Genomic DNA, 26,547 nt, shown 5'->3' on the forward strand with positions numbered 1-26,547 from the left:
GCTGGGAGTTATCGTCCATGAATGGGATGAGATAACGCATAAAGGCCTCGCATTCGTAGCGAGGCCTTTATGTGTGTTGATAGTTCGGCTTCTGTACGTACCCTACATATCCTTGACGCCGTCGACGAAGGCCTTCAGCTTGCGGCTGCGGCTGGGGTGACGGAGCTTGCGGAGGGCTTTGGCCTCTATCTGGCGAATGCGCTCGCGGGTAACCTGGAAGGACTGGCCAACCTCTTCGAGGGTGTGCTCGGAGCCGTCTTCGAGGCCGAAGCGCATCTTGATCACACGCTCTTCGCGGGGGGTCAGGGTGCGGAGGACCTGAGAGGTGTACTCCTTCAGGTTGACGCTAATGACGGCGTCAGCCGGAGAGACGGCCATGCGGTCTTCGATGAAGTCTCCAAGGTGCGAGTCTTCCTCTTCTCCGATGGGGGTCTCGAGGGAGATGGGCTCCTGCGCGATCTTGAGGACCTTGCGGACCTTGGCGACCGGGATATCCATGCGGCGGGCGATCTCTTCGCTTGAGGCTTCGCGGCCAAGCTCCTGCACGAGCTGACGGCTGGTGCGGATGAGCTTGTTGATGGTCTCGATCATGTGCACCGGGATACGGATGGTGCGGGCCTGGTCCGCGATGGCGCGGGTGATGGCTTGACGGATCCACCAGGTGGCGTAGGTCGAGAATTTGTAACCGCGACGGTACTCGAACTTGTCGACGGCTTTCATGAGGCCGATGTTGCCCTCCTGAATGAGGTCGAGGAACTGGAGACCGCGGTTGGTGTACTTCTTCGCGATGGAGACGACGAGGCGAAGGTTGGCCTCAATGAGCTCGCGCTTGGCGCGCTCGGCATCCATATCGCCCTGGATCATCTCGCGCTGGGTGCGCTTGAGATCGACGAGCGAGATGCCTGCGTCAGCTTCGACGCGCTCTAGGTCGGTGCGGCAGTTCTTCTGCTGGCGGCGATACTCTTTGCGCAATTCCTCGGACTTCGAGGCCTCGTGCTTAGTCTCGAGGGTCTTGATCTGACGCTCGAGGGTCCGCATGGCATCGACGGTCTTGTTGACCTTGTCGAGGAGGCGCTTCTTTTCGCCGTTGGTGTACTTGAGCTCGCGAACGATGCGGTTGATGTAGACGTGCTCGCGGCCGATGAGCCAGCGGTGCTTGCGGACATCTTTGGCCTTGGCCTTGGCGTCCTTGCCGGTCGGAGCTGTGAGCTTTTCTTCGAGGCCGTGGAGCTTCTTCTGGTGCTTGACTATGACGTCGATGCGGCCTGCGGTGGCGCGGACACGGGCCTGCAGGATCTCTTCGGTAAGCTCTTCTTCGTCAAAGGTGACGACTTCCTTGATGTTGCGGACGCCGCGACGGAGGTCTTCGCCGAGGCCGACGATCTCGCGGATGACGATGGGCGAGCGCGAGATGGCCTTCATGACTCGAAGCTGGCCGCGCTCGATGCGCTTGGCGATCTCGACTTCGCCCTCGCGGGTGAGCAGCGGGACGGTACCCATCTCGCGGAGGTACATGCGGACGGGGTCGTTGGTCTTTTCAAGGGTTCCAGGCGAGAGATCAAGCTCTACGTCGTCGGACTCTTCTCCGGCTTCGGGCTCGTACTTATCGCGGCCGCTGCCGCGCTCTTCGCCGTTGAGGACGTCTATGCCCTGAGTGTTAATGGTGGTGAGAAGGTCATCGAGATCGTCTGGGGTGGTGATATCACCGGGGAGCAGGTCGTTGACCTCGCCGTAGGTGAGATACCCCTTCTCTTTCCCTGTGTCGATGAGCTTATCTATGTCGTCTTCGTACTTGTCAATTTCTTCAGCCACGGCTGTGCGCACTCCTGCGAGAGATTCTGGTAGATGGGATGCCGCAAGTGTTAGTTATGGTGTTCAGGCGGACTGATCCCTTGGTTGTAACGTAATGGGCGGGGAGCAGATTGCGGTTTAGACCGCGTTGGCCAGCCGTATGACCTTTAAAAGGTCAGGGCATTCAAGGGCACACTTCCCCAGCGAATCACAGAATACCACACTATTTAGACGCCTTCCGAGGAAAAAAGATTCGCTGGAGCGGCGCGAAGTGGCTCACCTTTTACACCATCCTGGTGGCGGGGACAGCGGCGGAGATGGATGTCTTTGCCGGCAGAGCCGTAGTCGTGGTGGCAGTGGCTGCAGCGGAGGTGGTAGATGGTCTGGCCGGGGAAGGATTCTGAGGGAAAGCCAGTGCGGGCGATGACTATCTGGCCGTGCTTGTTCTTGTATCCGGGAGTTGTGGTCTGGAAGTTATTCATTTTTAGAGGGAAGCGTGGTTCTGTGTGCCAGGTGGTGGGCCTTGGCCATTTTCGTGGTTTCCATCCCGATCACGAGGCTTAATGTGCTCTCTCGGTGGTGGGGGCGGAGACGATTTGGTCTATGTCGATGTTGTCTAGCTTTCGAAACCGGGTTTGGAGCGGCGGATTCGGGCCAGGAGGGTTGCAGGGTGGAAGTCAGAGGGGATGCGAAGCATGCTGGCGAGAAAGGCAGGGAGGGTATCGTGCGCGACGCGCAGGCATGCAGGGACAACGTAGAGGTTCATGACCAGCTCAGAGATGAGGAGAGAGGCGGCGGCACCGTACAGGCCGTACAGCCGGGCGAAGACATAACAGAGGAAGCAGGCGAGAGCAGTACCGAAGAGGTAGTAGCTCGCCAGCCGCTGGTGCTGATTGGTGGAGGTCATCAGAGTAGCGCTTGTGGACCATAGGGCATAGAAGACGACTACCAGAAGGAGGATGGCAAGCAGGGGGCGGCTGGGCGGGACGTGGCCGCCTGTCCAGTGAGTGAGGAACCAGGGGCCGAAGGTCATCATGACGGCAACGATGAGTATGGCGGCAAGAAGCGCGAGCTGGCAGGCGCGGCGGAGCAGGGAGCGGGTGAGTTCGAAGTTTCCCGCGCCGAAGGCGATGGACATCTCGGGTTCGAAGGTGCTGTTGACCATCTGGACCATCTGGATTGCGACGCGGGAGACAGTACGGGCGGTGCCGAAGATGACGACATCCGTGGGGCCAAGAGCATAGCTGACGGCGAGAAGGGTTCCCTGCAGGTTGAGCGCGTTGCCGAGGGGAAATCCCATGAAGGCGATAGCCGGGCGTGCGAGTCTGCGGATCTCGGAAAAAGAGGCGTGCTGCCAGCCGAAGCGCATCCAAGGGATGTCGCGGTGAACGAGGATGCAGAGGAATGTGGTGCATGCGACGTTGGCGATGGCGTAGACAAGCGCTGTGGCACGAGGCCCGGTCCCGAATATGACGGCAATGATCATGCAGGCGAAGGCGAAGAGAGTGAGCGAGCTTTTGAGGAGCGAGCCGAAGGCATATCGGCCTATGCTGCGGTAGGCGGATTGCAGAAGCTGCTCAAGTTGGCCGAGCAGAACAGAGACACCGAGATAGAAGATGATCCACTTCGTATCGGCCTCGCCGAGGTTGGTGAGTTTGAGCAGGCGGGAGGCAGGGAGATAGTAGAGCAAACCGCTGAGCAGGATGATGGTGCCCACGCAAAGGATGCAGATAAGCCACCAGCAGCTCTGGAAGACACGGAGTGCGCTTTGCCGGTCCTGGCGGGCGACCATCATGGTCATCTCATTGCCCGCCACGTTGCCAAAGCCGATGTTGCTGAAGCTGAGATAGGCGGGTATGGAGTTGACGATCATCCATTCGCCATAAAGGGGAACGCTCCAGAAGTGGAGGAAGACGGGGACCTGTACGAGCTGAATGATTGTGGACGCAAGGCGGCCGACCCAGTTTGTGAGGAAGCCGAGAATCAGCCGGCGTTTTGTAGAGCGGTCCATGGTCATGCTTATGTCTGTTCCTTGACTGTGAGGCCAGTCTATTGTGAGAACACTAGAGCCAGCAGGATCTTCCGTAAGATTCTGATGAAGGTTTAATGCTGGCGTAGCTTGCGATCGATGTGAAGCTTCTCTGCTGTTAGTTTAGTCAACATCTCGTGGTCGCCGCGACGGTCAGCCTCGGCGATGAGGGTGCGAAGCTCACGTTGACGGCGCTCGAGCTGGCGACGTTCCAGGGTGTGGAGGGCATTTTCGACCTGCTCGGTCATGGATTGAGTGTTGGAGGAGGCGGTGTCGGGGTCATCTGCGTGTTGGAGGGTATGGGCCAGGAGGGCGCGGCTGGGTTGATCGGGTGCGGCATCGAGAGGGTTGGGTGGTGCTGGCGCGTTGGAGAGGGATTCGAGGAGCGCGGCGGCGGGAAGGCTGTCGTACCACTCGGGATGTTGGATTAGTTGTTCGGCGGCTAGTGCACGAGCCGGGTCGTGTTCGGGAAGGACGAGGGCGCGGATCAGGACGCGCTCGGTTTCGCTGGCGGGATCCTGGGAGTGAGAGCGGACGCTTTCGACGCGTTGGGCCGCAGCTTGTTTGAGCTCCTGACGGAGGATGGCTGAGTCGATGGTGAGTTTTTGTGCGGCGTCGGCGGCGAACTCATCGCGCTGAATGCGGTTTGGCATGCGGCGAATGTGAGGGAGGAGGAAGTTGAGGGCTTTGACCTTCGCATCTGGGGTGCGGCCAGGGAAGAGATGGCGCGCGCGGTCGATGAGGTAGTCGGAGTGGCGTTTGGCGGTGCGGAGGGCGGCCATGTAGGCCTGGATGCCTTGCTCGCGGACGAAGCGGTCGGGGTCCAGGCCGCCTTCGAGGGTGATGACTTTAACTTCGAAGTCCTCTTCGGTGAGGAGGGAGATGGATTTTTCTGCTGCGTTAGCGCCGGCCGTGTCGGGGTCGAAGTTGATGACGACGCGTTTGGTGAAGCGGCTGAGGAGGCGCACCTGCATCTCGGTGAAGGCGGTGCCAGAGGTGGCGATAACGTTTTGCACGCCGGCCATGTAGACGGAGATGCAATCCATTTGGCCTTCAACGAGGAGAGCGAAGTCGTGGGCGCGCATGCCGGCCTTGGCTTTGTCGAGGTTGAAGAGGACCTGGCCCTTGGTGTAGAGGGGAGTCTCGGGGGAGTTGAGATACTTGGCGATGTCGCGGCCTTTTTCGTCTTGCGCGTCGAGGGCGCGGGCGGTGAAGGCGATTGTCTTGCCTTGTTCGTTGGCGATGGGGAAGGTGATGCGCTTGCGAAAGCGTGCGTAGAGCTGGCCGGGGGAGCCGTCGGATTGCTCCTTTGCGCTGAAGAGGCCGCTGGCGCGGAGGACGTCGTCGGGAAAGTGTTTGGCGAGCTGCTCGCGCATGTGGTTGAAGTCGTCGGGTGCGTAGCCGATGCGGAACTTCGCGATGGTTTCGGCGTTGACGCCGCGGCCGGTGAGGTATTCGCGGGCGCGGGCGGCTTCGGCGGACTTGAGGCCGGCTTCGAAGTATTGAGTTGCGACTTCGTGGATGTCGATGAGTTGACGACGCAGGCCAGCCTCGCGTGCTTCTTCGGGGGAGCTGAACTCGCGCTTGGGGAGAGGGATTCCGCACTTGGTGGCGACGACGCGAATGGCTTCAGGAAAGCTGATGTTTTCCATCTTCATGACGAAGGTGAAGACGTCGCCTTTCTCGTGACAGCCGAAGCAGTAGAAGTAGTTGTGTGTTGCGTTGACGGAGAAGGAGCCGGTTTTTTCTTTGTGGAAGGGGCAGAGGCCGGAGTAGTTCTGCGCGCCGGATTTGCGCAGCTTGATGTAGTCGCCGATGATGCGGACGATGTCGGCCTGCTGCTTGACGGTTTGGGCGAAGTTGTCGGACATGCTTGTGGCGAGGGAGGTTTGGTCGATGTTCCGGGCAGGTTGATTGAGTCTGGTTTCTCGTCTCTGTATGAGTTTAGACGGAGAAAAAATCTGGCGGTGGTGTGAAGTGAGTTTTCACGATTTTGTTGAGGTTTTTGAAGGGGGTTTTGAAAAGAGTGGGGTGCAGATGTGGTTTTTTGGTGGTGAAAACGTGGTGATTTGCGTGGTGAACGTGGTGAATAAAAACACTGTTTGCGCGTGACGAAAAATACGCCACGGATTTGAACTTTATTTTTTCTGGTTCCCTCCGGAATGGAACTGCTGCGCGGTTGCGAGGTCGATACCTACAACCATTGAGGGATATCACCCTCAATTTCCAGAGGCCTACGGTAATTGTGCGGAACTTCCTCGCACGGCTTGTGTTTGCACGGAATGTGAATGAACGAATGGCTGTTGAGTTCCAAGCTATTCAACAACTTGAGTGCCACGGCATACGTCGTGAGCCGACTATAGGATAGACATATGCGTTTATTTTCCAGTTTAGTTCGTAAAGTTGTCGTGGGTGCGGCGCTCGCTATTGCGCCAGCCGCATCGTTTGCCGGGGTCTTTATCTCGGTGGGAATTGCACCGCCTGTGTTGCCCGTTTATACGCAGCCAATCTGCCCGGGTGATGGCTATCTTTGGAATCCTGGCTACTGGGGTTACGGTGATGCGGGCTACTACTGGATTCCGGGTGTGTGGGTTCGGCCGCCACAGGTTGGTGTGCTTTGGACGCCGGGCTACTGGGGCTGGGGTGGTAGTGCTTACATCTTCCACGCTGGGTATTGGGGGCCGCACGTTGGCTTCTATGGCGGCGTGAACTACGGGTTTGGTTATGGCGGCGTTGGCTTCGGCGGCGGACGCTGGGAGGGCGGCCGCTTTGCGTATAACACCGCGGTCGTCAATGTGAACCGGACTGTGATTCACAATACGTATATCGACAACACGGTGATCAACCGCACGACCGTCTACAACCACACGAGCTTCAATGGCGGCGCGGGTGGCATACAGGCGCATGCGACGGCACAAGAAACTTCGTACGCACATGAGAACCACTTTGCGGCTACGGCTGAACAGAACAATCACATGCAGATGGCGCACGCGGATCGGAATAACTTTGCTTCTGTGAATGGCGGACATCCGCAGACTGCAGCTTACTCGCGGCCGGGCGTTAGGGCTGAGAATCAGCAGCAGCGCATCGGCCAGGGAGTGCAGTCGGGGCAGTTGACTTCTCACGAGACGGCTAACCTGGAGAATCGCGAATCGAGCATTCATAACCAGGCTGCGGCAGATCGCGCTACGAATGGCGGACATCTGACGGCGCAGGAGCATCAGCAGATCAACCAGCGGCAGAATAATGTGAGCCGGTCAATTAACGAGGATAAGCACAACGCAAATACGCAGGCTCATCCGCACGCGGAAGAGCATGGCGGTGGCGGGCACGAACATAAGTAATTTTTCAGGAACGATAGAGTGGCCGGCGATTTATTCGCCGGCCGCTTTTTTTTGCTTCGCGCCTAGAATTGTTTGAATGGGACGTGAGCAGGTGTTAGATCGAGTCGTCGTGGTGTTGGTGCGGGCGCGCAATCCGAATAATATCGGCGCGGTGGCGCGGGCGATGCACGATTTTGGGTTTCGCCATCTTCGGATCGTGAATGAGTATGCGGTGCCGTTTGAGACGGCTCGGTCGGCGGTGGATGCTGCGGAGGTGATGGCCGGGGCTGTGGAGTTTGCGAGCGTTGCTGAAGCGGTTGCGGATTGCACGATGGTGGTCGGGACGACTGCTGTGGGGGAGCGGGCGCTGCAGCATCCGTTGGTCGTGCTGCCGGAGGCTGCGGGGAAGATCGGCTCGGAGGTGGACGGCGAGGGGAGGGTTGCGCTGCTGTTCGGTTCGGAGAAGACTGGGCTGAGCAATGATGAGTTGAGTTACTGCCATTGGCTGTTGACGATTCCGATGGAGGAGCATGAGGAGATTCGGCATCCTTCGATGAATCTTGGGCAGGCGGTGGCGGTTTGTTTGTATGAGCTGGTGCGTGTGCATGGTGAAGTTGCGGTGAGTGATGTTTCTGCGGGGGCTGATGCTGGTGAGGTGGAGCGTCTGACTGTGCTGCTAACCGAGGTGTTGGAGAAGACGGGGTATACGAAGCGTCATCCTGCTAACTGTGATGAGGCTCAGATTCGAAGGCTTGTTTTGCGGATGGGGGTGACGGCGAATGATGCGCCGGTGTGGATGGGGATCTTGCGGCAGGTGTTGTGGAAGGTGCGTGAGTGATTTCACTTGGACGATTTGCCGATTTCGTTTAGGTGACGATAAGAGCGTTTATGGGTACTAATCTGATTGATCGCCTGAAGTGCGACTCTGCAGGGGCGATAGCTGCTAACTTCTGAGATATGCTGATCGAGTGATCTTTCTAAGGCCTTCCTGGTCGTTCATCGCAATAGCGTTCTATGCATCGATCGGGCTGGCACCGGCAGGGAGCAAGCCCATTAAGAAGGCCGCGATGGAGGTTTGCGCGGACTATTCGGGTGTTGGAGATTTGGCTCAAGCCACTGTCTTTAGCGATGGCTACCAAGTCGTTATTACTCGTCGCTCAGGTCAGACGATGGAACTTAGTGAACGACAATCTGCGTCGGCTACACGCGCAGTCTCCAAATGCCATCTCGCCATATCTGCCAATTCTGAGAAGGCTGCTATTGCTTTCGCGACGGCATCGGGCATCTTTGTGCGGTTGATCGATCTACCCCGCGGCGAATTCGCACAAAGCGTCGAAGTCCCTCACGTATTTCCCATTCAGTTCGATATATATGGGCTGGGGTTCATCGGTCACACCAGCCAGTTAGCCATCTCTCAAGCTCACTACCAGTCGACAGGTGAACCGGAAATCATCACTCAACAAGTTAACAGTTCAGGAATCCTTGAACAGGATAGACACCGCGCCACAGGCTATGCCTACAGCGAGATCTATGCGTCTTCCTATGATTACGGAAGAGACCGCGTATGGTTTTTGTGTCCCCCGGTATCCGTCAGAATTGATAGACAACCGCGATGCACACTCACTTCTGCTTCTCTTACTTCAAATGATGAGCCTGCTTTAGAGGTTCCACCACCGCCCGACGATAGAGTAATCGGCAGTGGTCAACCGAACCTTGGGTCACCGTCTAATGACTCTATTGCGATGCTCGCACGGCACCGACTTTGGGTTTACAGCTTTACTTCTAAAGCATTCCATCAGATGAATATCCCGGAGACGGCCCGTCACATTAGATGGTCTGAATTTCCTAGGGCACCGAAGTTCACAGCAGACGGTCGCTATGCAGCTATACCCGTCGACATGTCACATGGATTCTTATTTGAAGAGGGCGGAGTATCCCATGGCACGAAGATATTGTTGGTGGACATGAACGCTCTCTCGATCATTGAGACAGTCCAGCCAGAGCACGAGCAATCTTTAGTGGACTTCGCACTGCGGAATGACGAAGACTCGCTAACACTGGCTACCAACTGGGGCAAAGATTGGCAAGTCTCTAGGACGCCCCTTTCGCGCCTTCTAAAGTGACATGGCGCCGAGCCAGGCATATGCTCGACTTTGCCTCGCCAACTCGAGTTCAACCTAACATCCTAGAGCGTCAACTTCGAAAACCATCCGAATCAGTACCGAGAAGTCGGCTTCGCGTCATCGATGTCGGTTGTCTGTGACGCGGCGTATTAGACACATGCAACGTGACCTCCCCTCATAATCTGGACGCCGGATGGCTGCTGACACGATTTCATATATCACCGGAGCGTTAGCGGGCTGTAGACTAGGCGTTATCGTAGCCAGTTCATTAGTGGTGCGCCCGGAGGAATGAAAGCGTGTTTGTGAATCGATTGTCGATAGTTGCGGGGATTGTGGCGGGGTGCTGTTTGACTGTGAGTGGGATGGCGCAGGGAAAGCAGCTTACGGCCGAGGACTATGCGCGGGCTGAGAAGTTCATGGCTTACAACGTGAATTCGCTGGTGTACCACGGTGTGGCTCGGCCTACTTGGATGGGGGATGGACGGTTCTGGTATCGCGACAATGGGCCGGATGGAGTTACGTTTATCGTGGTCGATCCTGTGAAGGGGACGAAGACGCCTGCGTTCGATCAGGCGAAGCTCGCGGCTGCGCTGACGAGCGCGACGGACGGCAAGATGAAGGCGGATGCACAGCATCTGGTGATCTCCGAGATTGAATTTTCGAATGGAGGTAAGACGGTTGTCGTGGGGAACGGGTCACGGAAGTTTCGCTGCGATTTGAGTGGTGCGGGAGTTTGCACGGAGGTGATCGCAGCAGGTGCAAAGGCTGGGAATACGGGGCATGGAGATCTTTCTCCTGATAAGACGAAGGCAGCTTTTATTCGCGACTGGAACCTTTGGGTGCGGGATGTCGCGACTGGCAAGGAGACTCAGCTGACCACGGATGGCGTGAAGGACTACGGGTACGCTACGGACAATGCCGGCTGGCAGATGAGCGATAACGCGATTGTGCTGTGGTCGCCTGATGGGAAGAAGATTGCGACGTTTCAACAGGACCAGCGGAAGACCGGCGAGATGTATATGGTTCCGGTGACGAATGGGCATCCGGAGCTGAAGGCCTGGAAGTATCCGCTGGTGGGCGATAAGGATGTGACGATGATCGAGAGGGTGATCATCGATGTGGATAAGGCGAAGGTGATTCGGTTGAAGATGGCTCCGGATCAGCATCGTTCGACGATCTGCGATGACGTGAGTTGCCGCGGTGGGAGCGGATGGGATGACGTGCAGTGGAGTGCGGATGGGAAGACGCTGGCGTTTGTTTCGACCTCGCGGGATCACAAGCAGGAGCGGATGCGGATTGCGGATGTTGCGTCTGGTGACGTGCTTGATGTGATGGGGGAGAAGGCGGCGAAGTTTTTTGAGAGCGGTAACGACAAGGTGAACTGGAAGTATCTTTCGAAGACGAAAGAACTGTTGTGGTTCAGTGAGCGGGATGGCTGGGGACAGATGTATTTGTATGACGCCGAGAACGGCAGTCTGAAGAATCAGATTACGCATGGTGAAGGGAATGTGACGCAGGTGCTGCATGTGGATGAGGCCGCGCGGAAGATCTACTTCCTGGGTGTGGGGAAGGAGACGGGACGCGATCCTTATTTTTCGCATTTCTACAGCATTGGATTTAATGGGAAGGATATGAAGCTGTTGACGCCGGAGAATGCGGATCACGCGGTGACGATGTCGGAGGATGGGAAGTACTTTGTGGATGTGTACTCGACTGCGACGGAGCCACAGACGGCGGTGGTGCGGGATGACAGCGGCAAAGTGGTTGTGGATGTGGCGAAGCAGGATATCTCGAAGCTGGTGGCTGCGGGATGGGTTCCGCCGGTGCCGATTGTGGTGAAGGCGAGGGATGGGAAGACGGACCTTTACGGTTACATGTTCAAGCCGACTAACTTCGATGCGTCGAAGAAATATCCGACCGTGAATAGTGTGTATCCGGGGCCGCAGACGGGGTCGTGCGGCGGGCGTGGGTTTCAGGCGGCGCATCGTGACTGGCAGTCGCTGGCGGAGCTTGGATTTGTCGTGGTGTGTATCGATGGGATGGGGACGCCATTTCGGTCGAAGGCGTTTCATGAGTTTTATTTTGGGGACCTTGGGGATAACACGATTCCGGATCAGGTGTCAGGGATGAAAGATCTGGCGGCGAAGTATCCGTGGATCGATCTCGATAAGGTGGGGATGTATGGGCACTCGGGTGGCGGGAATGCTACAGCTGCTGCGATGTTTCACTTTCCTGATTTCTTCAAGGTGGGGATTGCGGAGAGTGGGAACCATGACCAGCGTGACTATGAAGATGATTGGGCTGAGAAGTGGAACGGGTTGCTGGTGAAGAACGCCGATGGCACGACGAACTATGACAGTCAGGCGAATCAGTATGTGGCGAAGAATTTGAAGGGGCACCTTCTGCTGGCGCATGGTTCGATGGATAACAATGTGCCGATGAATAACACGTTGCTGGTTGTGGATGCGCTGATCAAAGCGAATAAGGACTTCGATCTGTTGATTATTCCGAATGTGGCGCATGGGTATGCTGAGGCGAGTCAGTATATGACGCGGCGGCGGTGGGATTATTTTGTGAAGAATCTGGCGGGGAATGTGCCGCCGTATGAGTATGAGATGAAGTCCTATGCAGCGGCTATGACGGCGATGCGTAGTGGACCTTCTGATGGAGACGATGTTGATTTAGATCAGTAGCTTTTGACAGACACGGCCGGCAGAGTGTGCTGCTTACTCTGCCGGTTTTTTTATTCGACGATTTTTCCGTCGTTGCTGGAGGTGGTAGATGGTCGCGCTGAGGAGACTTGCCAGCCGTTGCTGGTGTTGGTGAGCGTGGCATGGCCGGATTGGGGAGCGGCGAGGTCTGTCTGGATTTGGGGGTAGGCGGTTTGAGTCTCGGCGGCCTTGGCCCAGTCGGGTGTGTCGGAGAGGGTGTAGTGGTAGTCGATCTGTGTGGTTGCGCCTACTGCATCGGTGGTGGCGGTGGAGCCGTCGATGGTTGAGACTTTGCGATGGCCGTAGCAGAAGTTGCCGTAGCCGGGTTGATTGACGTCGGCGGTCCAGGCGGAGCGGCCCTTGTCGGAGAGATCGTAGTTGTTGACCTGCTTGCTGGCTATGATGAGAACTTTTTTCTCGGCGGTGGTGCGGACGAGGAGACCTTGATCGACGAGGGCATCGTAGCCGGAGGTCTTGGTGGCGTTTGATGTGTCGGCCTGTACGGGGAATTTGATCGGGTCGGACCAGAGGCAGGCGGGGTGGGCGCTGTAGTAAGTATTGATCGCGCTGGTGAAGTTGATGGTGTTGTCGGCTTTCTTGTTGCAGCCAGAGGCGAGGAGGATGGCTGCGCCGCATAGGGCGGCTGTTCGGATTGCGGGGCGGATTTGCATGGGGTCTCCTGATTCTTTTTCTTTACTTTGGTGGGATGCAGGAGATGAGGATGTCGTTATTCGGGGAAATGGTTGCATGTTGTTTTGAGAAAGATTTGGGATTGCTGGGGGTGTACCGCTTTTTCGTGTCTGCTGTGTACTGTCATCGCGGACGGTGGCTCGTGTAAAGGCAAAAGCAGATTCCTCCGCTGCGCTGCGGAATGACAACAAAAGAGCGGGCAACGGCAAGTGCAAGTGCAACCACAAATGCAGTCGCACCTGCAATCGCACCTGCAATCGCAACTGCAACAGCAGATTCCCTCCGGGGATGACAACAAGAAAGGCAAATGCAACGGCAACGGCAAATGCAACGGCAAATGCGGGTTTCTTTTCCCCTCGACTAGCTTGGGGTCAGAATGACAGGCTTTTGAGGGTAACGAAGATTTGCTAGAGCCAGCCTTTGGTGCGGGCTATGCGGGCGGCGTCTACGCGGTTGGAGGCGCCCAGCTTGGCGATTGCTTCGGAGAGGTAGTTGCGGACGGTGCCTTCTGAGAGGTGGAGTTCGGTAGCGATCTCGGTGCTGCTGCGGCCGTCGCCGGCGCGTTGCAGGATCTGGCGCTCGCGGTCGGTGAGAGGGTCGAGCTCGGCGTTCCAGGCTTCGGCGGCGAGGGCGGGATCGACGACGCGCATGCCGCGGTGGACGCGGCGTACTGCGTCGGCTAGCTCTTTGGCGGGGCGGTCTTTGAGGAGATAGCCGCGGGCGCCGGCGTCGAGGGCACGGCGAAGGTAGCCGGGTCGAGCGAAGGTGGTGAGGATGATGGTGCGGACGTTGGGATGGTTGGTGGCGAGGTTCGCGGCGAGTTCGAGGCCGGTCATGTGGGGCATCTCGATGTCGGTGACGAGGACGTCAGGTTTGAGGCGGCCGACGGCGTCGAAGGCCTCGCGGCCGTTGGCGGTGGTGGCGACGACGGAGATGTCGGCCTCGAGCTCGAGGAGTGCGGAGAGTGCACCGAGGACCATGGCCTGATCTTCAGCGAGGACGACGCGGATCGAAGGGCTGGTCATAGGTCGTGTCTAAAAATACCTTGGAGCAACGGTATATGGCGAATAGGTAAGAACAGACAACTACTAAATACATTCCCTCCCCATTCGACTACGCTCAGGGTCAGGCTGACGACGGTTGGATGGTGATAGACATTTTGAGAATGACGACTTCAACAAAACATATACGGTAGCGCAGAGCGCGGTTCATAAGGCAGCCAAAGGCACTTTGTCGGGTTGTGGGATGGTTTGTAACGGCGCTTGGGGGAGTTCGATGAGGAGGGTGACGCCGGGTTCGGCTGTGATTGAGAGTCGGCCGCCGAGAGTTTGAACTCGCTCGCGCATGCCGCGAAGGCCGTTACCCTCGTTCAGCTTCGGGTGGGCGCCGTTGTCGTTGATGAAGAGCGAGTGGTAGCCGTCTTCGGATCTGGCGAAGCGTATGCGGCAGTGTGTGGCTTGTGCGTGGCGGACGATGTTCGTGACTGCTTCGCGGAGGGTTAGGCAGAAGACAGTCTCTTCGGTTGCGTTGAGTTGAGGGACGGGAGACTCACAGGCGAGGCCGACGCCTGCGGCCTGAAGTGCGTTGCGGGCGCGTTCCATCTCGGCGGTGAGGCCTTGGGAGCGATAACCGCCGATTGCCTCGCGCACTTCGCTGAGCGCGGTCCGCGCGGTTCGTTCGACGTCGGCGATCTCTTGCACTGCACGTTGTGGGTCGAGTTCGACGAGACGTCCGGCGAGTTCGGCTTTGAGGACGATGACGGAGAGGGTGTGGCCGAGGACGTCATGAAGGTCACGTGCGATACGTTCGCGCTCTGCAACGGCGGCGAGTTCGACGTTCTCTTCCTGGGCGAGACGGAGTTTGCATTCGGTTCGCTTCTGCTCGGCGAAGAAGATGTTGCCACCGCCGATGAGCGCGAGAAGGAAGATCGCGATGAAGACGTTGGGCCATCCGATGTATAGGAAGTGGCCGGGAGTGTTGAAGAGATAGCCTTCGATGATGATGAAGAGAGATTCGACGATGAAGAGAGAGACAATTTTGGGGGTGGATTCGATAACGAAGGGCAAGAAAGCAGCGGCGTATACGAAGAAGGTGGAGCCTCCCCCGTTCCAGGGAAAGGTAACCAAGCCGAGTACGAAGGTGGCGGCGATCAGCCAATAGCGAATTGGTCCGCTCTCGTTTTTGGGGTTGACGTAGGCGGTGAAGACACCAATGAAGATCGCGAAGACGGTGAGGGTACCCAGCCACAGGTTCCGGCGCGGCTCGAGGATGGGGTTGATGAAGAGAAAGCCGGAGTAGGCGATCCAGAGCCAAGCCCATCTTTGATCGTTCTTCTTCAACACGATGTCGACGGATTTCATAGATGTGGTCCCGGTGTGAGTGCAGTTTACGCTGTTACGGCACGGTTGTGACTATGCGTTTTGTTCTTTGCGATGGAAGATGATGCGGCTGATGCCGAGCATGACCAGGGTGAAGCCGATGAGCGCGTTCCAGTGTGTGATGAGGGACATGGTGTCGCCATAGTGGAAGATGCCGAGCATGAGTTGCGAGAGATGGTAGGTGGGCAGAAGGGGCGCGATGCCCTGCAGCCAGTGAGGCATGAACTTGATGGGAACCCAGAGGCCACTGAGGAAGGACATGGGGAGATAGATGAGGTTGATGATGCCGGGTGCGGCGTTGGCGGGGACGAGGAGTGCGATGAGGAGGCCCATGCTGGCGAAGCTGATGGAGCCGACGATGGTGATGCCGAGCATCTTCGCCAGTTCAGCCGGTGAGAGGTGGACGTCGCCGAACGATGTGCCGATGATGGTGAGGATGCTGACGATGATGATCCCGAAGGCTACTGCGGAAGAGCATTTTGCGAAGAGGTAGGCCGAGACGGGCATGGGGCTGGCGCGTTTGAGCTCGAGCCATCCGGCGGCGAGGTCGGATGAGAGGCCAACGCCGATGCCGAAGAGAGCAGCACCGATGAGGCCAAAGCAGGCATAGCCGGCGAGCATGTACTTCGCCATGTGGACGTTGCCGTCGAAGGCGTGGCGGTTGGCGAGGCCGAAGATGATGTAGAACATGACGGGAAAGCCGATGGTTGCTAGAGAGAAAGAACGGGTGCGGGTGAGTTTTACGAACTCGTAGCGGCTCTCTTTGCGGAAGATGCGAGGAACGTTGGTTTTGCTGGGCTGGAGGATGGCGGCGGTGGACATTGGAGTCTCCTTTGTCTGGATGTGGGGCGGGTGAAAGAACAACGACAAAAGCAAATACGGGGGTCCTTCGCTGCGCTCAGGATGACAACGTTTTTTGGCGTGCGACTTATTTAGTGCGATGACTTCTCGTTCTCGCGATGACGGCAGTTTTTGAGCTTGTAATTAGCTTTTGGTAAGGGCTAGAAAGGCGTCTTCGAGGGCTGGGCTGGCGATCTCGAGGCCGCTTAGAGTTTCATCGCGCGACAGCATCTCGCGGACTACGTTTTCTGCATCGGTGGCGGTGACGACTGTTGTTCCGCTGATGAGCTCGACGGCGGTTACGGTCGGGAGTGCGCTCAGTTGGTCTTCTGAGAGCTTGGTGTGGCAACGGATTTTGCGGCCACCGCTGTTGCGCTTGATCTCGGCTGGCGTGCCTTCGCTGATGACGCGGCCTCTGTTGATGACGATGATGCGGTCGGCGAGGGCGTCGGCCTCTTCGAGGTAGTGGGTGGTGAGGAGGACGGTCTTGCCCATGGCGGAGAGGACGCGAATCTCGGCCCAGAGGGCGCGACGGGCTTCGATGTCCATGCCGACGGTAGGCTCGTCGAGGAAGATGAGGTCGGGGTTGCCGCAGAGCGCGAGGGCAAAGAGGACGCGCTGTTTCTGGCCGCCGCTGAGTTCGCCGAAGAGGCGGTCTTCGATGCCCTGAAGTTTTGCGATGCGGACGATGTCGGCGATGGGGAGTGGTCGCGGGTAATAGCTGGTGAAGAGGTCGAGGTGTTCGCGGACCTTGATCATCTCGGTGATGCGTGAGACTTGAAGCATGGCGCCGACGCGAGTGCGGGTGGTGGCTTCGCGTGGGTCGGCACCGAAGACACGGGCTGTGCCGGAGGTTGGCGCGATGAGTCCGAGCAGCATTTTGACTGCGGTGGATTTGCCGGCGCCGTTGGGGCCGAGGAGAGCGACGACTTCGCCGGGGCGGAGGGCGAGGGTGAGGTTGTCGAGGGCGGTGGTTGATCCGTAGCGTTTGGTGAGGTTGATGAGTGCGGCTACGGGCTTCCCGTGGGGGGGAAAGGGTTGGTCGAAAGGATCTGGGGAAGGTCGTTCCGTCTCGTATGCGATTGCAGTCAGCGGCATGATCGATCTCCTGTGGGGGCTTATAGGAACGATGATGCGATGGTTTGCGCGGGGTTAGTAGTGTTGGGCGTCAGGAATCTGAGATGACAGATGTCATGCTGTGTGCCACAAAAGGCAGGCGAAGGTCCGGAAAAGGCTACTGACAGCTTTGGGTATGGTTGCGTGGTAGAAATTGGCAATGGAAGCTAAAACAGATCGGCCTGCGTGGAAGACTTTGTTGGCTTTCGCGATTATCTATTTTGTGTGGGGATCGACTTTTCTTGCGATTCGCATTGGGGTGCATGAGGTTCCGCCGCTTCTGTTTGCAGCGATGCGGTTTGTGGTCGCGGGGGCTGTACTCTTTGGATGGATGCTGGCAAAGGGCGAGCGCTTGCCGAGTGGACGGCAGTGGGGGTCGGTGCTGGTGATCGCTTCGCTGATCTTCGTGCTCGACTATGGGTTGCTGTTTTGGGCGGAGCAGCGGATTGCGTCTGGTATTGCTGCGGTGATGTTAGCGATGATTCCGGCGTTTATGGCGTTGGCGGAGATTATTTTTTTGAGGACACAGAGGCTGACGGTTCGTCTGGCGTTGGCGCTGCTGATCGGGATCTGTGGGGTGGCGGTACTGATGAGCCACTCGTTTGACCTGGGTGGGGCGGCGATTGAGACGACTGGCGCGCTCGCGCTGATTGTGGCATCGATGAGTTGGGCGGTGGCTTCGATATTGACGCGTCTGCTGCCGCTGCCGGAGTCGAAGGTGATGAGCTCGGGAGCGCAGATGCTAACTGGAGGGCTGCTGCTGGTTGTTGCTGCAGCCGCGTTTGGAGAGTTTCGCGGATTTCATCCGGGGAGTGTCTCGCGTGGGGCCTGGCTGGCTCTGCTGTATTTGATTGTTGCTGGGTCCATTATTGGGTTTACCGCGTATGTTTGGTTGATTCATCATGAGTCGCCGACGAAGGTGGCAACCTATGCGTATGTGAATCCGGTGGTGGCGGTGGTGCTTGGGTACTTTCTGGGTGGTGAGGCGCTTGGGTTGCGAACGATTCTTGGGACTGTTTTTGTTTTGATTAGCGTGGTGGTGATTACTACTGCGAAGAAGGTGGATGCTTCGAGCTGACTGGGTAAGGGCTTAGGGCGTGCAGCGCGCACGGCGCGATCTGCCATCGAGGTGACGCGCCTTTGGCGCGATTTTCTGCTCATTTTTCGTTACATGTAGTCGACGCCGTATTGGACTGGGATTTGCGTGAAGGCGATGCGGGTGGGTGCGGATTCGCGGGCGGGGAGCATGCCGGCGAAGTGCAGCGTGGTATGGCCGTACTTGAGGTTGAGCTTGTCCATGGTGGCGGAGAGGCCGGCGCGGTTGTTGGGGTCGGCAAAGAGTTCGGATTGATGCTCGTCTTCGGGGATGAGGTTGCGGAGGGTGACGCCGACGAAGAAAGGCTTTTGATGATCGGGGCCTTGAGGGCGCTGCGCCCAGACGCCGCGCAGGACTTCGAGAAGGGTGAGAGTGTCCTGGCAGTCGCGGAAGCGCGCTTCCATAGCCCAACCAGAGTGCTTGATGCCGGAGTAGTGCTTCTTCGATTTCATGCGCTCGGCTTGGGTGGTGGTGAGTTGGTAGCGGATCGAGACAGAGAGGGAGGCGGTGTAGAACTTTTCCATGCGGAGGCGCATGGCGGCTTTGTGTAGGAGCTTGTGGGCAACGGCCCAAGCGCCCTGCTGCGAGCGGAACTCGGGGCCTAGGACGTGGGAGTGGCCGAGGGATTTTTGGATGCCGGCGGAGACGGGAGCGCCGTCGTCGCCACTCTCTGCGCCGCGCAGCCAGTGGTAGAGGCGGTCTCCCCAGACGCTATCCCAGAGCTTGTGCATAGCGGGGCGGTCGAGAGCGAGAAGCTGCTCCATTGTGGTGATGCCTTTTTTGTTGAGACGGATCTCGGTGCGGGCGCCGACGCCGGGTAGGTCGCGAAGGTCGAGGTGAGCGATGGCTCGGGGTAGTTGCGATGGGAGGAGACCGATGAGGCCGTCGGGCTTCTGCATGTCGCTGGCGATCTTGGCGAGGTAGCGGTTGGGTGCCATGCCGATGGAGCAGCGAAGGGCTACACCTACGTTTTTGTAGATGGACTGTTTGATCTCGAGGGCGATCTTGCGGGCGCGGGGCGGCTCCTGTTCGCGGCCGATGAGTTCGCAGACCATCTCATCGATGGAGGGGGTGTGGGAGACGGGGCAGGCGAGTTCGACGGCTTTTGCGATGTCGTGGGAGTACTTGGCGTACTCGGCGTGGTTGCCGGCGATGAGGATGATGTCCGGGCAGATTCGTTTGGCTTCGCCCACTTGGGTGCCCGTTTTGATGCCGAGAGCTTTTGCCTCGTAACTGGCGGCGATGCAGGAGGTGGTGTCGGCCATGGTGGGGACGACTGCGAGGGGCCGCCCGCGATATTCGGGGTGGAGCTGTTGCTCGACCGACGCGAAGAAGCTGTTCAGGTCGATGTGCAGGAAGTGAAACCGGTCGGGTTGTGGGTCGGCGGACACGCGGATAGGGAAATTATATTCGCCTTTTATTTGCTTCCGCTTCTATTTCTGGACGATGGCGTATGTGATACCGAAGGGATCGCTGAAGTCGAGGCAGTTGGTGCTTTCACGAAGGATGACGCAGCCATTCGCTACCAAATCTGACTTTATGGCGCCAATGTCCGGAACGGTAAAGTTCGGAAGCGGGGGCCGAGTGTTGAGTTCTTTATCGATGCAGAGGCGGAAGAGGCCGGTGTCGTATTCGAGGTGGATTTCGGAGCGGTTCACGAGGGTGAACTTCATTACGTTGGTGTAGAAGTTCTCGGCTGCCGTGAGGTCTTGCAGATGGATGGCGACGCAGTCGGCTGAATTGAACATACCGGGTATCTCCCACTCGAATAGGATGTCGATGTAAACACTTTGAGATGGAAGCTGTCCAGTGTATTTTGTGACGGAAAGACTGAGCTGGTGGGGCGCTGCTAGAATTCCGTTCTATGGCAGCAGCTGAGCATCCCGTTCAATCAGATATTCCTGTGGCGAAGTCTAACAATCATCAACGTAAACTCGCGGAGCTTGCTGCACGGCACGCCATCGCCGAGGAGGGTGGAGGCGAAGAGCGGCGCGAGCGAGAGCGCAAGTCCGGCAAGCTGTCGGCCAGAGAGCGCATCGATTTTCTTCTTGATGAAGGGACGTTCGAGGAGACCGACAAGTTTGTAACGCATCGTGCGACGGACTTTGGCATGGCTGAGCAGCGTGTGCCTGGCGATGGATTCATTACCGGCTATGGGCGCGTGCATGGCCGGGTGGTGTTTGTGTTTGCGCAGGACTTTACGGTGTTTGGCGGGTCGCTGTCGGAGGCGAATGCCGCGAAGATCGTGAAGATCATGGATATGGCGATGCGTGTGGGCGCGCCGATTGTGGGTTTGAACGATTCGGGTGGAGCGCGGATTCAGGAGGGCGTTGTTTCGCTGGCGGGATATACGGATATTTTTCTGCGGAATACGTTGGCTAGCGGAGTGGTGCCGCAGATCTCTGCGATTCTGGGGCCGTGCGCAGGGGGTGCGGTTTATTCGCCGGCGATTACAGACTTCACCGTGATGACAGAGAAGACCAGCTACATGTTTGTTACGGGGCCGGACGTCATCAAGACGGTGACGCATGAGGATGTGACGAAGGACGCGCTGGGTGGAGCGTTGACACACAATGAGATCTCGGGTGTGGCGCACTTTATGGCGCATGATGACCAGGAGTGCCTGGCTACGGTGCGGGAGCTGCTGAGTTTTCTGCCCTCGAATAATTTGGATGACGCGCCGCGGAAGGTGACGCAGGATGACGCGGCCCGCGCCGATGTTGCGCTGGACACGATTATTCCGGAAGAGAGCAACCAGCCGTATGACATGGTGGATGTGATCTCGCGGGTGGTTGATGATGGGTACTTCTTCCAGGTGCAGGAGCACTTTGCCCGGAATATTGTGGTTGGATTTGCGCGCATGGCGGGGCGTTCGGTGGGTATCGTGGCGAATCAACCTGCGTTTCTTGCTGGAGTGCTGGACATCAATGCCAGTGTGAAGGGCGCGCGGTTTGTACGGTTCTGCGATGCGTTCAATATTCCGTTGATTACGTTTGAAGATGTGCCGGGATTCATGCCGGGGATTCAGCAGGAGCATGGTGGGATTATTCGTCATGGGGCGAAGCTGTTGTATGCGTTCGCTGAAGCGACTGTACCGAAGCTTACCGTAATTACGAGGAAGGCTTACGGCGGGGCTTACTGCGTGATGAGCTCGAAGCACCTTCGGACGGACGTGAACCTTGCGTGGCCGACGGCGGAGATTGCCGTGATGGGCCCGGAGGGTGCGGTGAATATCGTTTATAAGCGGGAGCTCGACCTTACCGTGCGACGTGCTGAGGCGGTGTGGCCGCAGGGTAAGGCTTTCACGGAAGAGGAAAAGCTTGCTGTGCTCGCTGAGGCGCGCAAGGATAAGGTGGATGAGTTCCGCGAGCGGTTTGCGAATCCTTACGTTGCTGCTGAGCGTGGATATATTGATGCTGTGATTCGGCCGAGCGAGACTCGTAGGAGGTTGAACTCAGCGCTCGATATGCTGGCGACGAAGCGGGAGAAGAATCCTGCGAAAAAGCATGGAAATATTCCGTTGTAAGCTGACGCCTCTATTGTGAACTGATGGGTTAGCTTGCTTCTGCGAAGGCCCTGCCTTTTGTTTCGGGGATCCAGATCCAGAAGAACGCTGCGAGCAAGAAAGAGATTGCGCCAGCGGCAAAGGCGGCTCCGAAGCCGTGTCTTTGCGCGAGAGAACCTACGGTGAATGGGGCGGCTGCACTGACGATTCGGCCTGCGTTGTAGGTGAAACCCTGTGCAGTCGCACGAATCCTGGTGTCGTAGGTCTCTGCGGTTACTGCAGCGAAGCCTGTGAAGTAGCCGGTTCCGAAGAAGGCAACGAATGGGCCGAGGATAAGCAAGAGTAGAGGCGCGCGCGTTGTTCCATAAAAGAACAAAAGCGCGGACGCTACCAAGAGATAGGTGATGTAGGTTTTCTTGCGTCCGACTACGTCGCTTACGAAGCCGAATGTGACGTATCCGAACCACATGCCCACCTGCATCACGATGACGACGATGGACATGGCTGCGGAGGTAAGGCCAATGCCTCCATGCGAGACGGGAAGAGAGAGGAATGCCGGCACCCAGAGATTGAAGCCCCACCATGCGAAGAGGCAGCACGCATTCATTAGTGTGAGAACGATGGTCGAGCGTAGCAGGCGGCCGCGAAAAAGTTCGGTGAAGCCTCCGAAGGTTGAAGAGATTGTGGTGCGGGCTTTCTTCCAGACTTCGGGCTCCTCGATGTCGCGACGAATCCATAGTGTGAAAAATGCAGGCAGGACGCCGACGAGGAAGACAGCGCGCCAGCCTCCGACCGGCATTACGACTGCTACGACGAGGGCAGCGAGCGCGTAGCCGATGGCCCAGGAGCTTTGCATGAAGCCGAGTGCTTTGCCGCGATGCTGTGCTGGCCAGGTTTCGGAGACTAGTGAGGCTCCGCTGGCCCACTCGCCGCCCATGCCGAGGCCGAGGAGGATGCGGAAGACTGCGAGTTGACCGAAGTTGTGTGCGAGGCCACAGGCGGCGGTGAAGACGGCGTAGATCAATATGCTCGCCATCAAGGCTCGCGTGCGGCCGAAGCGGTCTGCGATGATGCCGAAGGTCAGGCCACCGACAGCAGCGGCTAGGAGGGTGACTGATCCGAGGATGCCTGCGGTGCCTTTGCTGAGGTGCAGGTCGGCCATGAGCGAAGCAAGCACCAGCGAGTAGAGCATTACGTCGAAGGAGTCGAGCATCCAGCCGAGAGATGCTGCGAGTAAAGTTTTCTTTGCTGAACGCGGAGCTTCGCGCCACCAGTCGAAGGTGCCTGAATGTGTTGCTGTGGGTTGAGCTTCCGCTGATAGATCGCTCATTTGGGTGTGGCCTGGTTGGAGGGTGATGGAGTGGGGCCGAATCCGCCGCCGCCGGGAGTTTCTATGCGTAGACGATCTCCTGGATGCAACTCGATTCGGGCTTTTGATGGAAGTAGTTCGGTGGTTCCGTCTGTGCGGGTGATTGTGTTGCGGCCGGGCGATCCGGGCTGGCCACCTTGTGCGCCGTATGGTTGGCCGATGCGACGGTCGGTGAGTAGCGTCACTGAGGTGTCGGCGAGTGTTTCGTACTCTCGGATGAGACCTTCGCCGCCGGGATATTGGCCTGCTCCTCCGCTGCCGTGTCGGAGGGCGTAGGTTCGTATGCGTAACGGCAGATGATGCTCGAGCGCTTCGATGGGTGTGTTGCGGGTGTTGCTCATGTGGGTGTGGACGCCGCTGATGCCGGGCAAGCCGTTGCGTCCTCCCATGCCACCACCGGCGGTTTCGTAGTAGGCAAAGGCAGCACCGGTGTGGGGGTTTGTTCCGCCGAGCGTGACGTTGTTCATCGTTCCCTGGCTGGCGGCGGGAATGACCTGCGGCAGCGCTTGCGAGAGCGCGCCGAGGACGACGTCTGTGATGCGTTGCGAGGTTTCGACGTTGCCGCCTGCGACTGCCGATGGATGTTGAGCGTTCACCACGGTACCGGGTGGCGCGATGACGTGGATTGGTCGCGAGATACCGGCGTTGAAGAGGACGTCTTCCTGGACCAGACAGCGAAATGCGTAGAGGGTGGCCGAGAGTGTGATGGCGAGGTTCGCATTGACGCCGCCGCTGGTCTGGTGGTCGGAGCCTGTGAAGTCGACCTCGGCGGAGTCGCCGTGGATTCGGATTGCGACGCGAATGAAGACGGGAGCGGAGCTGAAGCCGTCGTTGTCGAGGTAGTCTTCGAAACGGTACTCGCCGTCGGGGATGCTGGCGATGGTTCGGCGGAGAACTCGCTCCGCGTAGTCTTGTGTTGCGGCGGCGTATTGAGCGACGCGTTTGAGACTGTATTTTTTTGTGATCTCACGGAGGCGCGTTTCGCCGACGCGGTTTGCGGCGACCTGGGCGGTGAGGTCGCCTTCGCGCTCGTCGGGCGTGCGGACGTTGGCGAGGATGAAGGACATCAGCTCGCGGTCGAGGACTCCTCGCTTGATAAGTTTTATCGGGGGGATGATGAGGCCTTCTTGAAAGACCTCGCGAGCGAGCGGCATTGAGCCTGGGCTCATTCCGCCTACGTCGGAGTGATGGGCACGGTTGGCTACGAAGAAGGCTGGTGGGCCGGTTCGTTTGAGGAAGAGTGGCGAGACCAGCGTGATGTCAGGGAGATGAGTGCCGCCGCGAAAGGGATCGTTGAGGATGACGGTGTCGCCTGGTTCCATTGCGACGTGATCGATGGCGGCACGGACGGATAGAGGCATTGCACCAAGATGTACCGGGAGGTGGTCACCCTGTGCGATGGTTTGGCCTGCGGAATCATAGATGGCGCACGAATAGTCTAGGCGCTCTTTAATGTTTGGGGAAAAGCCGGTGCGGCAGAGCGTCACTCCCATCTCCTCAGCGATGGAGACGAAGAGATTTTTGAAGATTTCGAGTTCGATTGGATCGAGACGCATTGTTCGCCTTCAAGTTCGTTGTGATTGCTTGTGTGGTCTTTGACGTGTTGCTATGAGAGTGCCGACACCGTCGATTGCAAGATCGAAGTGTGGGGGGATGATGGTGGTGGATTGTCCGCTGACGATCAGAGCGGGCCCTTGGCCTTGCATTCCTGCAGCGAGGAGCTCGCGGTGGTAGACCGGAGTTGGGATTGGCTTGCGTGCAAAGCGTGTTGCTCGCATTGAGGATGGGGTTGGTAGTTCGCGAGGATTGACTGCTGGGGTGGGCAGAGTTGGTTTGCGAGTGCGGCCGACCGATTTCACTCGGAGGTGAACGATTTCGGTTGCGCGCAGAGGATCTGAATATCCGTAGAGCTGCTGGTGTTGGCGATTGAACTCTGCTTCGTAGCCGCTTTTGAATGGGACGGTGATCTCGTAGGCCTGACCTTTGTATCTCATGTCTAGGTCGCGTTCGATGACGATGTCGTCTTTGGCGAAACCCTCTGATTGAATGTCGGTGATAGCTTGGTCAACCAGTGGCTTGAACTGGAGTTGCAGCTCGTCTTCGGTGATCTGCGCGGTGGGCCTGAGTATTGTGAGGGAGTAGTCCTTTGTGACGTCGGCTAGCAGCATGCCGAGCGCTGAGAGTACTCCGCTGTGTTCGGGGATGAGTACAGTTTTGATGTCGAGCAAGTCGGCGATGTCGCAGGCATGCAGGCCGCCCGCGCCGCCGAACGCCAGGAGGGCAAAGTCTCTGGGGTCGTGGCCGCGCTGCACTGAGACGACGCGGATGGCGTTCTCCATGTTGGTGTTGGCGATTCGTACGATGCCTTCGGCCAGGGCGATGACTGATAGACCCAGTTGTTTTGCGAGCTGCTTTGCAACTTCGCGCGGGCGGTCGAGGTTGAGAGCCATTCGACCGCCGAGAAAGTATTCGGGGTCGAGACGGCCGAGAAGCAGGTTTGCGTCGGTGACGGTTAGCTCGGTGCCTTTGCCGTAGCATGCAGGGCCGGGATCTGCGCCGGCGCTGCGTGGTCCGACACGTAGAGAGCCGCCGGAGTCGATGTAAGCTATCGATCCGCCTCCGGCTCCTACGGTGTGGATGTCGAGTACGGGAAGGCGCACGGGGAAGTCGCCGACAGTCGATTCCATCGTGGTGCCGATCTTTTCGTTTATGAGGCTTACGTCGGTTGAGGTGCCACCCATGTCGAAGGTGATGAGTTTTGAGTAGCCGGATGCGTTGCCGATTGCGTGGGCTCCGACTACGCCTGCGGCTGGCCCAGAGAGGATCGTTTGGACGGCTGCTGTCTTTGCTCGCGCTGCGGAGATTGAACCGCCGTTGGACTGCATGATGCTGAGAGAATTTTTGTTCAGGCCGTCTTCCAGGCTGGTTAGATATCGCGCCATGAGCGGTGTGACGTAGGCGTTGACTACGGTCGTGCTCCAGCGTTCGAACTCGCGGTACTCGGGGAGAACCTTGTGTGAGGTTGAGACGATGAAGCCAGCGTCTTCCAGGGCCGAGGAGAGACGTTCTTCGTGGATTGGGTTCGCGTAGGAGTGGAGGAGGCAGACTGCAACCGAGTCGATGGTCTTTGTGTGGAGTGTGTCGATCAGTGCTTTGATTTCGGATTCGAGCAGCGGCTCGAGAGTACTGCCGTCGGCGTTCATGCGTTCTACTACGCCGAAGGTGAGGCCTTCGGATATCAACGGGCGACGCGACTGGACCATGAAGTTATAGAGTTGCGCACGGGTCTGGCGGCCGATCTTGAGCACATCCTCAAAACCTTTGGTTGTTACGAGTGCGGCGCGTGCTCCTTTGCGTTCGAGAAGAGCATTTGTTGCTACGGTGGATCCGTGGATGATCTCGGCTGACTCGGCTGGCGTGATCAGTTCTGCGATGCCGGAGAAGATTGCCTGGGATGGATCGTCGGGGGTTGATCGTACTTTGTGGACTTTTATTCCGCGCTCGTCGAGGCGCAGGAGGTCTGTGAATGTTCCGCCGGTGTCTATGCCAAGTCGAATCATCGTCAACACTACCCTA

Annotated in this window: 21 protein-coding genes; 7 read left to right on the plus strand and 14 right to left on the minus strand. The window is 58.0% G+C overall.

Annotated features, from left to right (window positions below):
* Positions 1 to 102: 102 nt before the first annotated feature.
* From rpoD to dnaG, 4 genes are all read right to left on the minus strand, one after another.
* Entirely contained in the window at positions 103 to 1,812 is a 1,710-nt protein-coding gene (gene rpoD / locus RBB82_RS11615; protein ID WP_433975293.1) for an RNA polymerase sigma factor RpoD, read from the minus strand.
* 206 nt (positions 1,813 to 2,018) lie between these two features.
* Positions 2,019 to 2,273, minus strand: coding sequence for a hypothetical protein (locus tag RBB82_RS11620; RefSeq protein ID WP_433975294.1), 255 nt, complete (start codon positions 2,271 to 2,273; stop codon positions 2,019 to 2,021).
* 134 nt (positions 2,274 to 2,407) lie between these two features.
* Positions 2,408 to 3,808, minus strand: a complete 1,401-nt coding sequence (locus RBB82_RS11625) for a lipopolysaccharide biosynthesis protein (RefSeq protein ID WP_433975295.1) — start codon at positions 3,806 to 3,808, stop codon at positions 2,408 to 2,410.
* 86 nt (positions 3,809 to 3,894) lie between these two features.
* Positions 3,895 to 5,691, minus strand: a complete 1,797-nt coding sequence (dnaG, locus tag RBB82_RS11630) for a DNA primase (protein WP_433975296.1) — start codon at positions 5,689 to 5,691, stop codon at positions 3,895 to 3,897.
* A gap of 106 nt (positions 5,692 to 5,797) precedes the next feature.
* Between dnaG and RBB82_RS11635 the strand changes: the two genes are divergently transcribed.
* From RBB82_RS11635 to RBB82_RS11655, 5 genes are all read left to right on the plus strand, one after another.
* Positions 5,798 to 5,932: a hypothetical protein gene (locus RBB82_RS11635; RefSeq protein ID WP_433975297.1), complete on the plus strand. Its 135-nt coding sequence runs from the start codon at positions 5,798 to 5,800 to the stop codon at positions 5,930 to 5,932.
* A 260-nt stretch (positions 5,933 to 6,192) separates the two neighbouring features.
* Complete coding sequence (locus tag RBB82_RS11640; RefSeq protein WP_433975298.1) at positions 6,193 to 7,164, plus strand: YXWGXW repeat-containing protein; 972 nt, start codon at positions 6,193 to 6,195, stop codon at positions 7,162 to 7,164.
* A gap of 76 nt (positions 7,165 to 7,240) precedes the next feature.
* A complete protein-coding gene (locus tag RBB82_RS11645; protein ID WP_433975299.1) occupies positions 7,241 to 7,981 on the plus strand; it encodes an RNA methyltransferase in 741 nt (246 codons plus the stop codon).
* 130 nt (positions 7,982 to 8,111) lie between these two features.
* Complete coding sequence (locus RBB82_RS11650) at positions 8,112 to 9,266, plus strand: hypothetical protein (protein ID WP_433975300.1); 1,155 nt, start codon at positions 8,112 to 8,114, stop codon at positions 9,264 to 9,266.
* A 296-nt stretch (positions 9,267 to 9,562) separates the two neighbouring features.
* The gene (locus tag RBB82_RS11655; protein ID WP_433975301.1) at positions 9,563 to 11,959 is read left to right on the plus strand and encodes a DPP IV N-terminal domain-containing protein; all 2,397 of its coding nucleotides are present in this window, start codon (positions 9,563 to 9,565) and stop codon (positions 11,957 to 11,959) included.
* A gap of 50 nt (positions 11,960 to 12,009) precedes the next feature.
* Here RBB82_RS11655 and RBB82_RS11660 read toward each other — a convergent pair whose 3' ends face one another.
* From RBB82_RS11660 to RBB82_RS11680, 5 genes are all read right to left on the minus strand, one after another.
* A complete protein-coding gene (locus tag RBB82_RS11660) occupies positions 12,010 to 12,648 on the minus strand; it encodes a hypothetical protein (protein ID WP_433975302.1) in 639 nt (212 codons plus the stop codon).
* 426 nt (positions 12,649 to 13,074) lie between these two features.
* Complete coding sequence (locus RBB82_RS11665) at positions 13,075 to 13,692, minus strand: response regulator transcription factor (RefSeq protein WP_433975303.1); 618 nt, start codon at positions 13,690 to 13,692, stop codon at positions 13,075 to 13,077.
* A 183-nt stretch (positions 13,693 to 13,875) separates the two neighbouring features.
* Positions 13,876 to 15,027 (minus strand): sensor histidine kinase, encoded by a 1,152-nt coding sequence (locus RBB82_RS11670; RefSeq protein WP_433975304.1) that lies wholly within the window; start codon positions 15,025 to 15,027, stop codon positions 13,876 to 13,878.
* Positions 15,028 to 15,078: 51 nt separating this feature from the next.
* Entirely contained in the window at positions 15,079 to 15,867 is a 789-nt protein-coding gene (locus tag RBB82_RS11675) for an ABC transporter permease (RefSeq protein WP_433975305.1), read from the minus strand.
* 162 nt (positions 15,868 to 16,029) lie between these two features.
* Positions 16,030 to 16,983, minus strand: a complete 954-nt coding sequence (locus RBB82_RS11680; protein WP_433975306.1) for an ATP-binding cassette domain-containing protein — start codon at positions 16,981 to 16,983, stop codon at positions 16,030 to 16,032.
* 178 nt (positions 16,984 to 17,161) lie between these two features.
* Between RBB82_RS11680 and RBB82_RS11685 the strand changes: the two genes are divergently transcribed.
* Positions 17,162 to 18,079, plus strand: coding sequence for an EamA family transporter (locus RBB82_RS11685; RefSeq protein WP_433975307.1), 918 nt, complete (start codon positions 17,162 to 17,164; stop codon positions 18,077 to 18,079).
* An 89-nt stretch (positions 18,080 to 18,168) separates the two neighbouring features.
* Here RBB82_RS11685 and RBB82_RS11690 read toward each other — a convergent pair whose 3' ends face one another.
* Positions 18,169 to 19,488, minus strand: a complete 1,320-nt coding sequence (locus tag RBB82_RS11690) for a DNA polymerase thumb domain-containing protein (protein ID WP_433975308.1) — start codon at positions 19,486 to 19,488, stop codon at positions 18,169 to 18,171.
* 42 nt (positions 19,489 to 19,530) lie between these two features.
* On the minus strand, positions 19,531 to 19,845 hold the full coding sequence (locus RBB82_RS11695; protein ID WP_433975309.1) for a VOC family protein: 315 nt from the start codon (positions 19,843 to 19,845) through the stop codon (positions 19,531 to 19,533).
* Between the two features lie 116 nt (positions 19,846 to 19,961).
* On the opposite strand from RBB82_RS11695, the gene RBB82_RS11700 reads away from it, so the two are divergent.
* Positions 19,962 to 21,623 carry an acyl-CoA carboxylase subunit beta gene (locus RBB82_RS11700; protein WP_433975310.1) on the plus strand — a complete coding sequence of 554 codons (1,662 nt, stop codon included), beginning with the start codon at positions 19,962 to 19,964 and terminating at the stop codon, positions 21,621 to 21,623.
* A 28-nt stretch (positions 21,624 to 21,651) separates the two neighbouring features.
* On the opposite strand, the gene RBB82_RS11705 is transcribed toward RBB82_RS11700, so the two are convergent.
* The 3 genes from RBB82_RS11705 to RBB82_RS11715 are packed head-to-tail and all read right to left on the minus strand — an operon-like array spanning position 21,652 to position 26,531.
* Positions 21,652 to 22,932, minus strand: coding sequence for an MFS transporter (locus RBB82_RS11705; RefSeq protein ID WP_433975311.1), 1,281 nt, complete (start codon positions 22,930 to 22,932; stop codon positions 21,652 to 21,654).
* Positions 22,929 to 24,527 carry a hydantoinase B/oxoprolinase family protein gene (locus RBB82_RS11710; protein WP_433975312.1) on the minus strand — a complete coding sequence of 533 codons (1,599 nt, stop codon included), beginning with the start codon at positions 24,525 to 24,527 and terminating at the stop codon, positions 22,929 to 22,931. The genes RBB82_RS11705 and RBB82_RS11710 overlap by 4 nt, the downstream gene beginning before the upstream one ends.
* A 9-nt stretch (positions 24,528 to 24,536) precedes the next feature.
* A complete protein-coding gene (locus tag RBB82_RS11715; protein WP_433975313.1) occupies positions 24,537 to 26,531 on the minus strand; it encodes a hydantoinase/oxoprolinase family protein in 1,995 nt (664 codons plus the stop codon).
* Positions 26,532 to 26,547 lie beyond the last annotated feature (16 nt).

The organism is Tunturiibacter lichenicola, from assembly GCF_051013355.1.
GTDB lineage: Bacteria > Acidobacteriota > Terriglobia > Terriglobales > Acidobacteriaceae > Edaphobacter > Edaphobacter lichenicola_F.

Bases quoted from the DNA above. Each gene is read 5' to 3' on its own strand.
- RBB82_RS11620 (WP_433975294.1), bottom strand. From the start codon at position 2,273: ATGAATAACTTCCAGACCACAACTCCCGGATACAAGAACAAGCACGGC.
- RBB82_RS11625 (WP_433975295.1), bottom strand. From the start codon at position 3,808: ATGACCATGGACCGCTCTACAAAACGCCGGCTGATTCTCGGCTTCCTC.
- dnaG (WP_433975296.1), bottom strand. From the start codon at position 5,691: ATGTCCGACAACTTCGCCCAAACCGTCAAGCAGCAGGCCGACATCGTC.
- RBB82_RS11640 (WP_433975298.1), top strand. From the start codon at position 6,193: ATGCGTTTATTTTCCAGTTTAGTTCGTAAAGTTGTCGTGGGTGCGGCG.
- RBB82_RS11645 (WP_433975299.1), top strand. From the start codon at position 7,241: ATGGGACGTGAGCAGGTGTTAGATCGAGTCGTCGTGGTGTTGGTGCGG.
- RBB82_RS11660 (WP_433975302.1), bottom strand. From the start codon at position 12,648: ATGCAAATCCGCCCCGCAATCCGAACAGCCGCCCTATGCGGCGCAGCC.
- RBB82_RS11665 (WP_433975303.1), bottom strand. From the start codon at position 13,692: ATGACCAGCCCTTCGATCCGCGTCGTCCTCGCTGAAGATCAGGCCATG.
- RBB82_RS11670 (WP_433975304.1), bottom strand. From the start codon at position 15,027: ATGAAATCCGTCGACATCGTGTTGAAGAAGAACGATCAAAGATGGGCT.
- RBB82_RS11675 (WP_433975305.1), bottom strand. From the start codon at position 15,867: ATGTCCACCGCCGCCATCCTCCAGCCCAGCAAAACCAACGTTCCTCGC.
- RBB82_RS11680 (WP_433975306.1), bottom strand. From the start codon at position 16,983: ATGCCGCTGACTGCAATCGCATACGAGACGGAACGACCTTCCCCAGAT.
- RBB82_RS11685 (WP_433975307.1), top strand. From the start codon at position 17,162: ATGGAAGCTAAAACAGATCGGCCTGCGTGGAAGACTTTGTTGGCTTTC.
- RBB82_RS11695 (WP_433975309.1), bottom strand. From the start codon at position 19,845: ATGTTCAATTCAGCCGACTGCGTCGCCATCCATCTGCAAGACCTCACG.
- RBB82_RS11700 (WP_433975310.1), top strand. From the start codon at position 19,962: ATGGCAGCAGCTGAGCATCCCGTTCAATCAGATATTCCTGTGGCGAAG.
- RBB82_RS11705 (WP_433975311.1), bottom strand. From the start codon at position 22,932: ATGAGCGATCTATCAGCGGAAGCTCAACCCACAGCAACACATTCAGGC.
- RBB82_RS11710 (WP_433975312.1), bottom strand. From the start codon at position 24,527: ATGCGTCTCGATCCAATCGAACTCGAAATCTTCAAAAATCTCTTCGTC.
- RBB82_RS11715 (WP_433975313.1), bottom strand. From the start codon at position 26,531: ATGATTCGACTTGGCATAGACACCGGCGGAACATTCACAGACCTCCTG.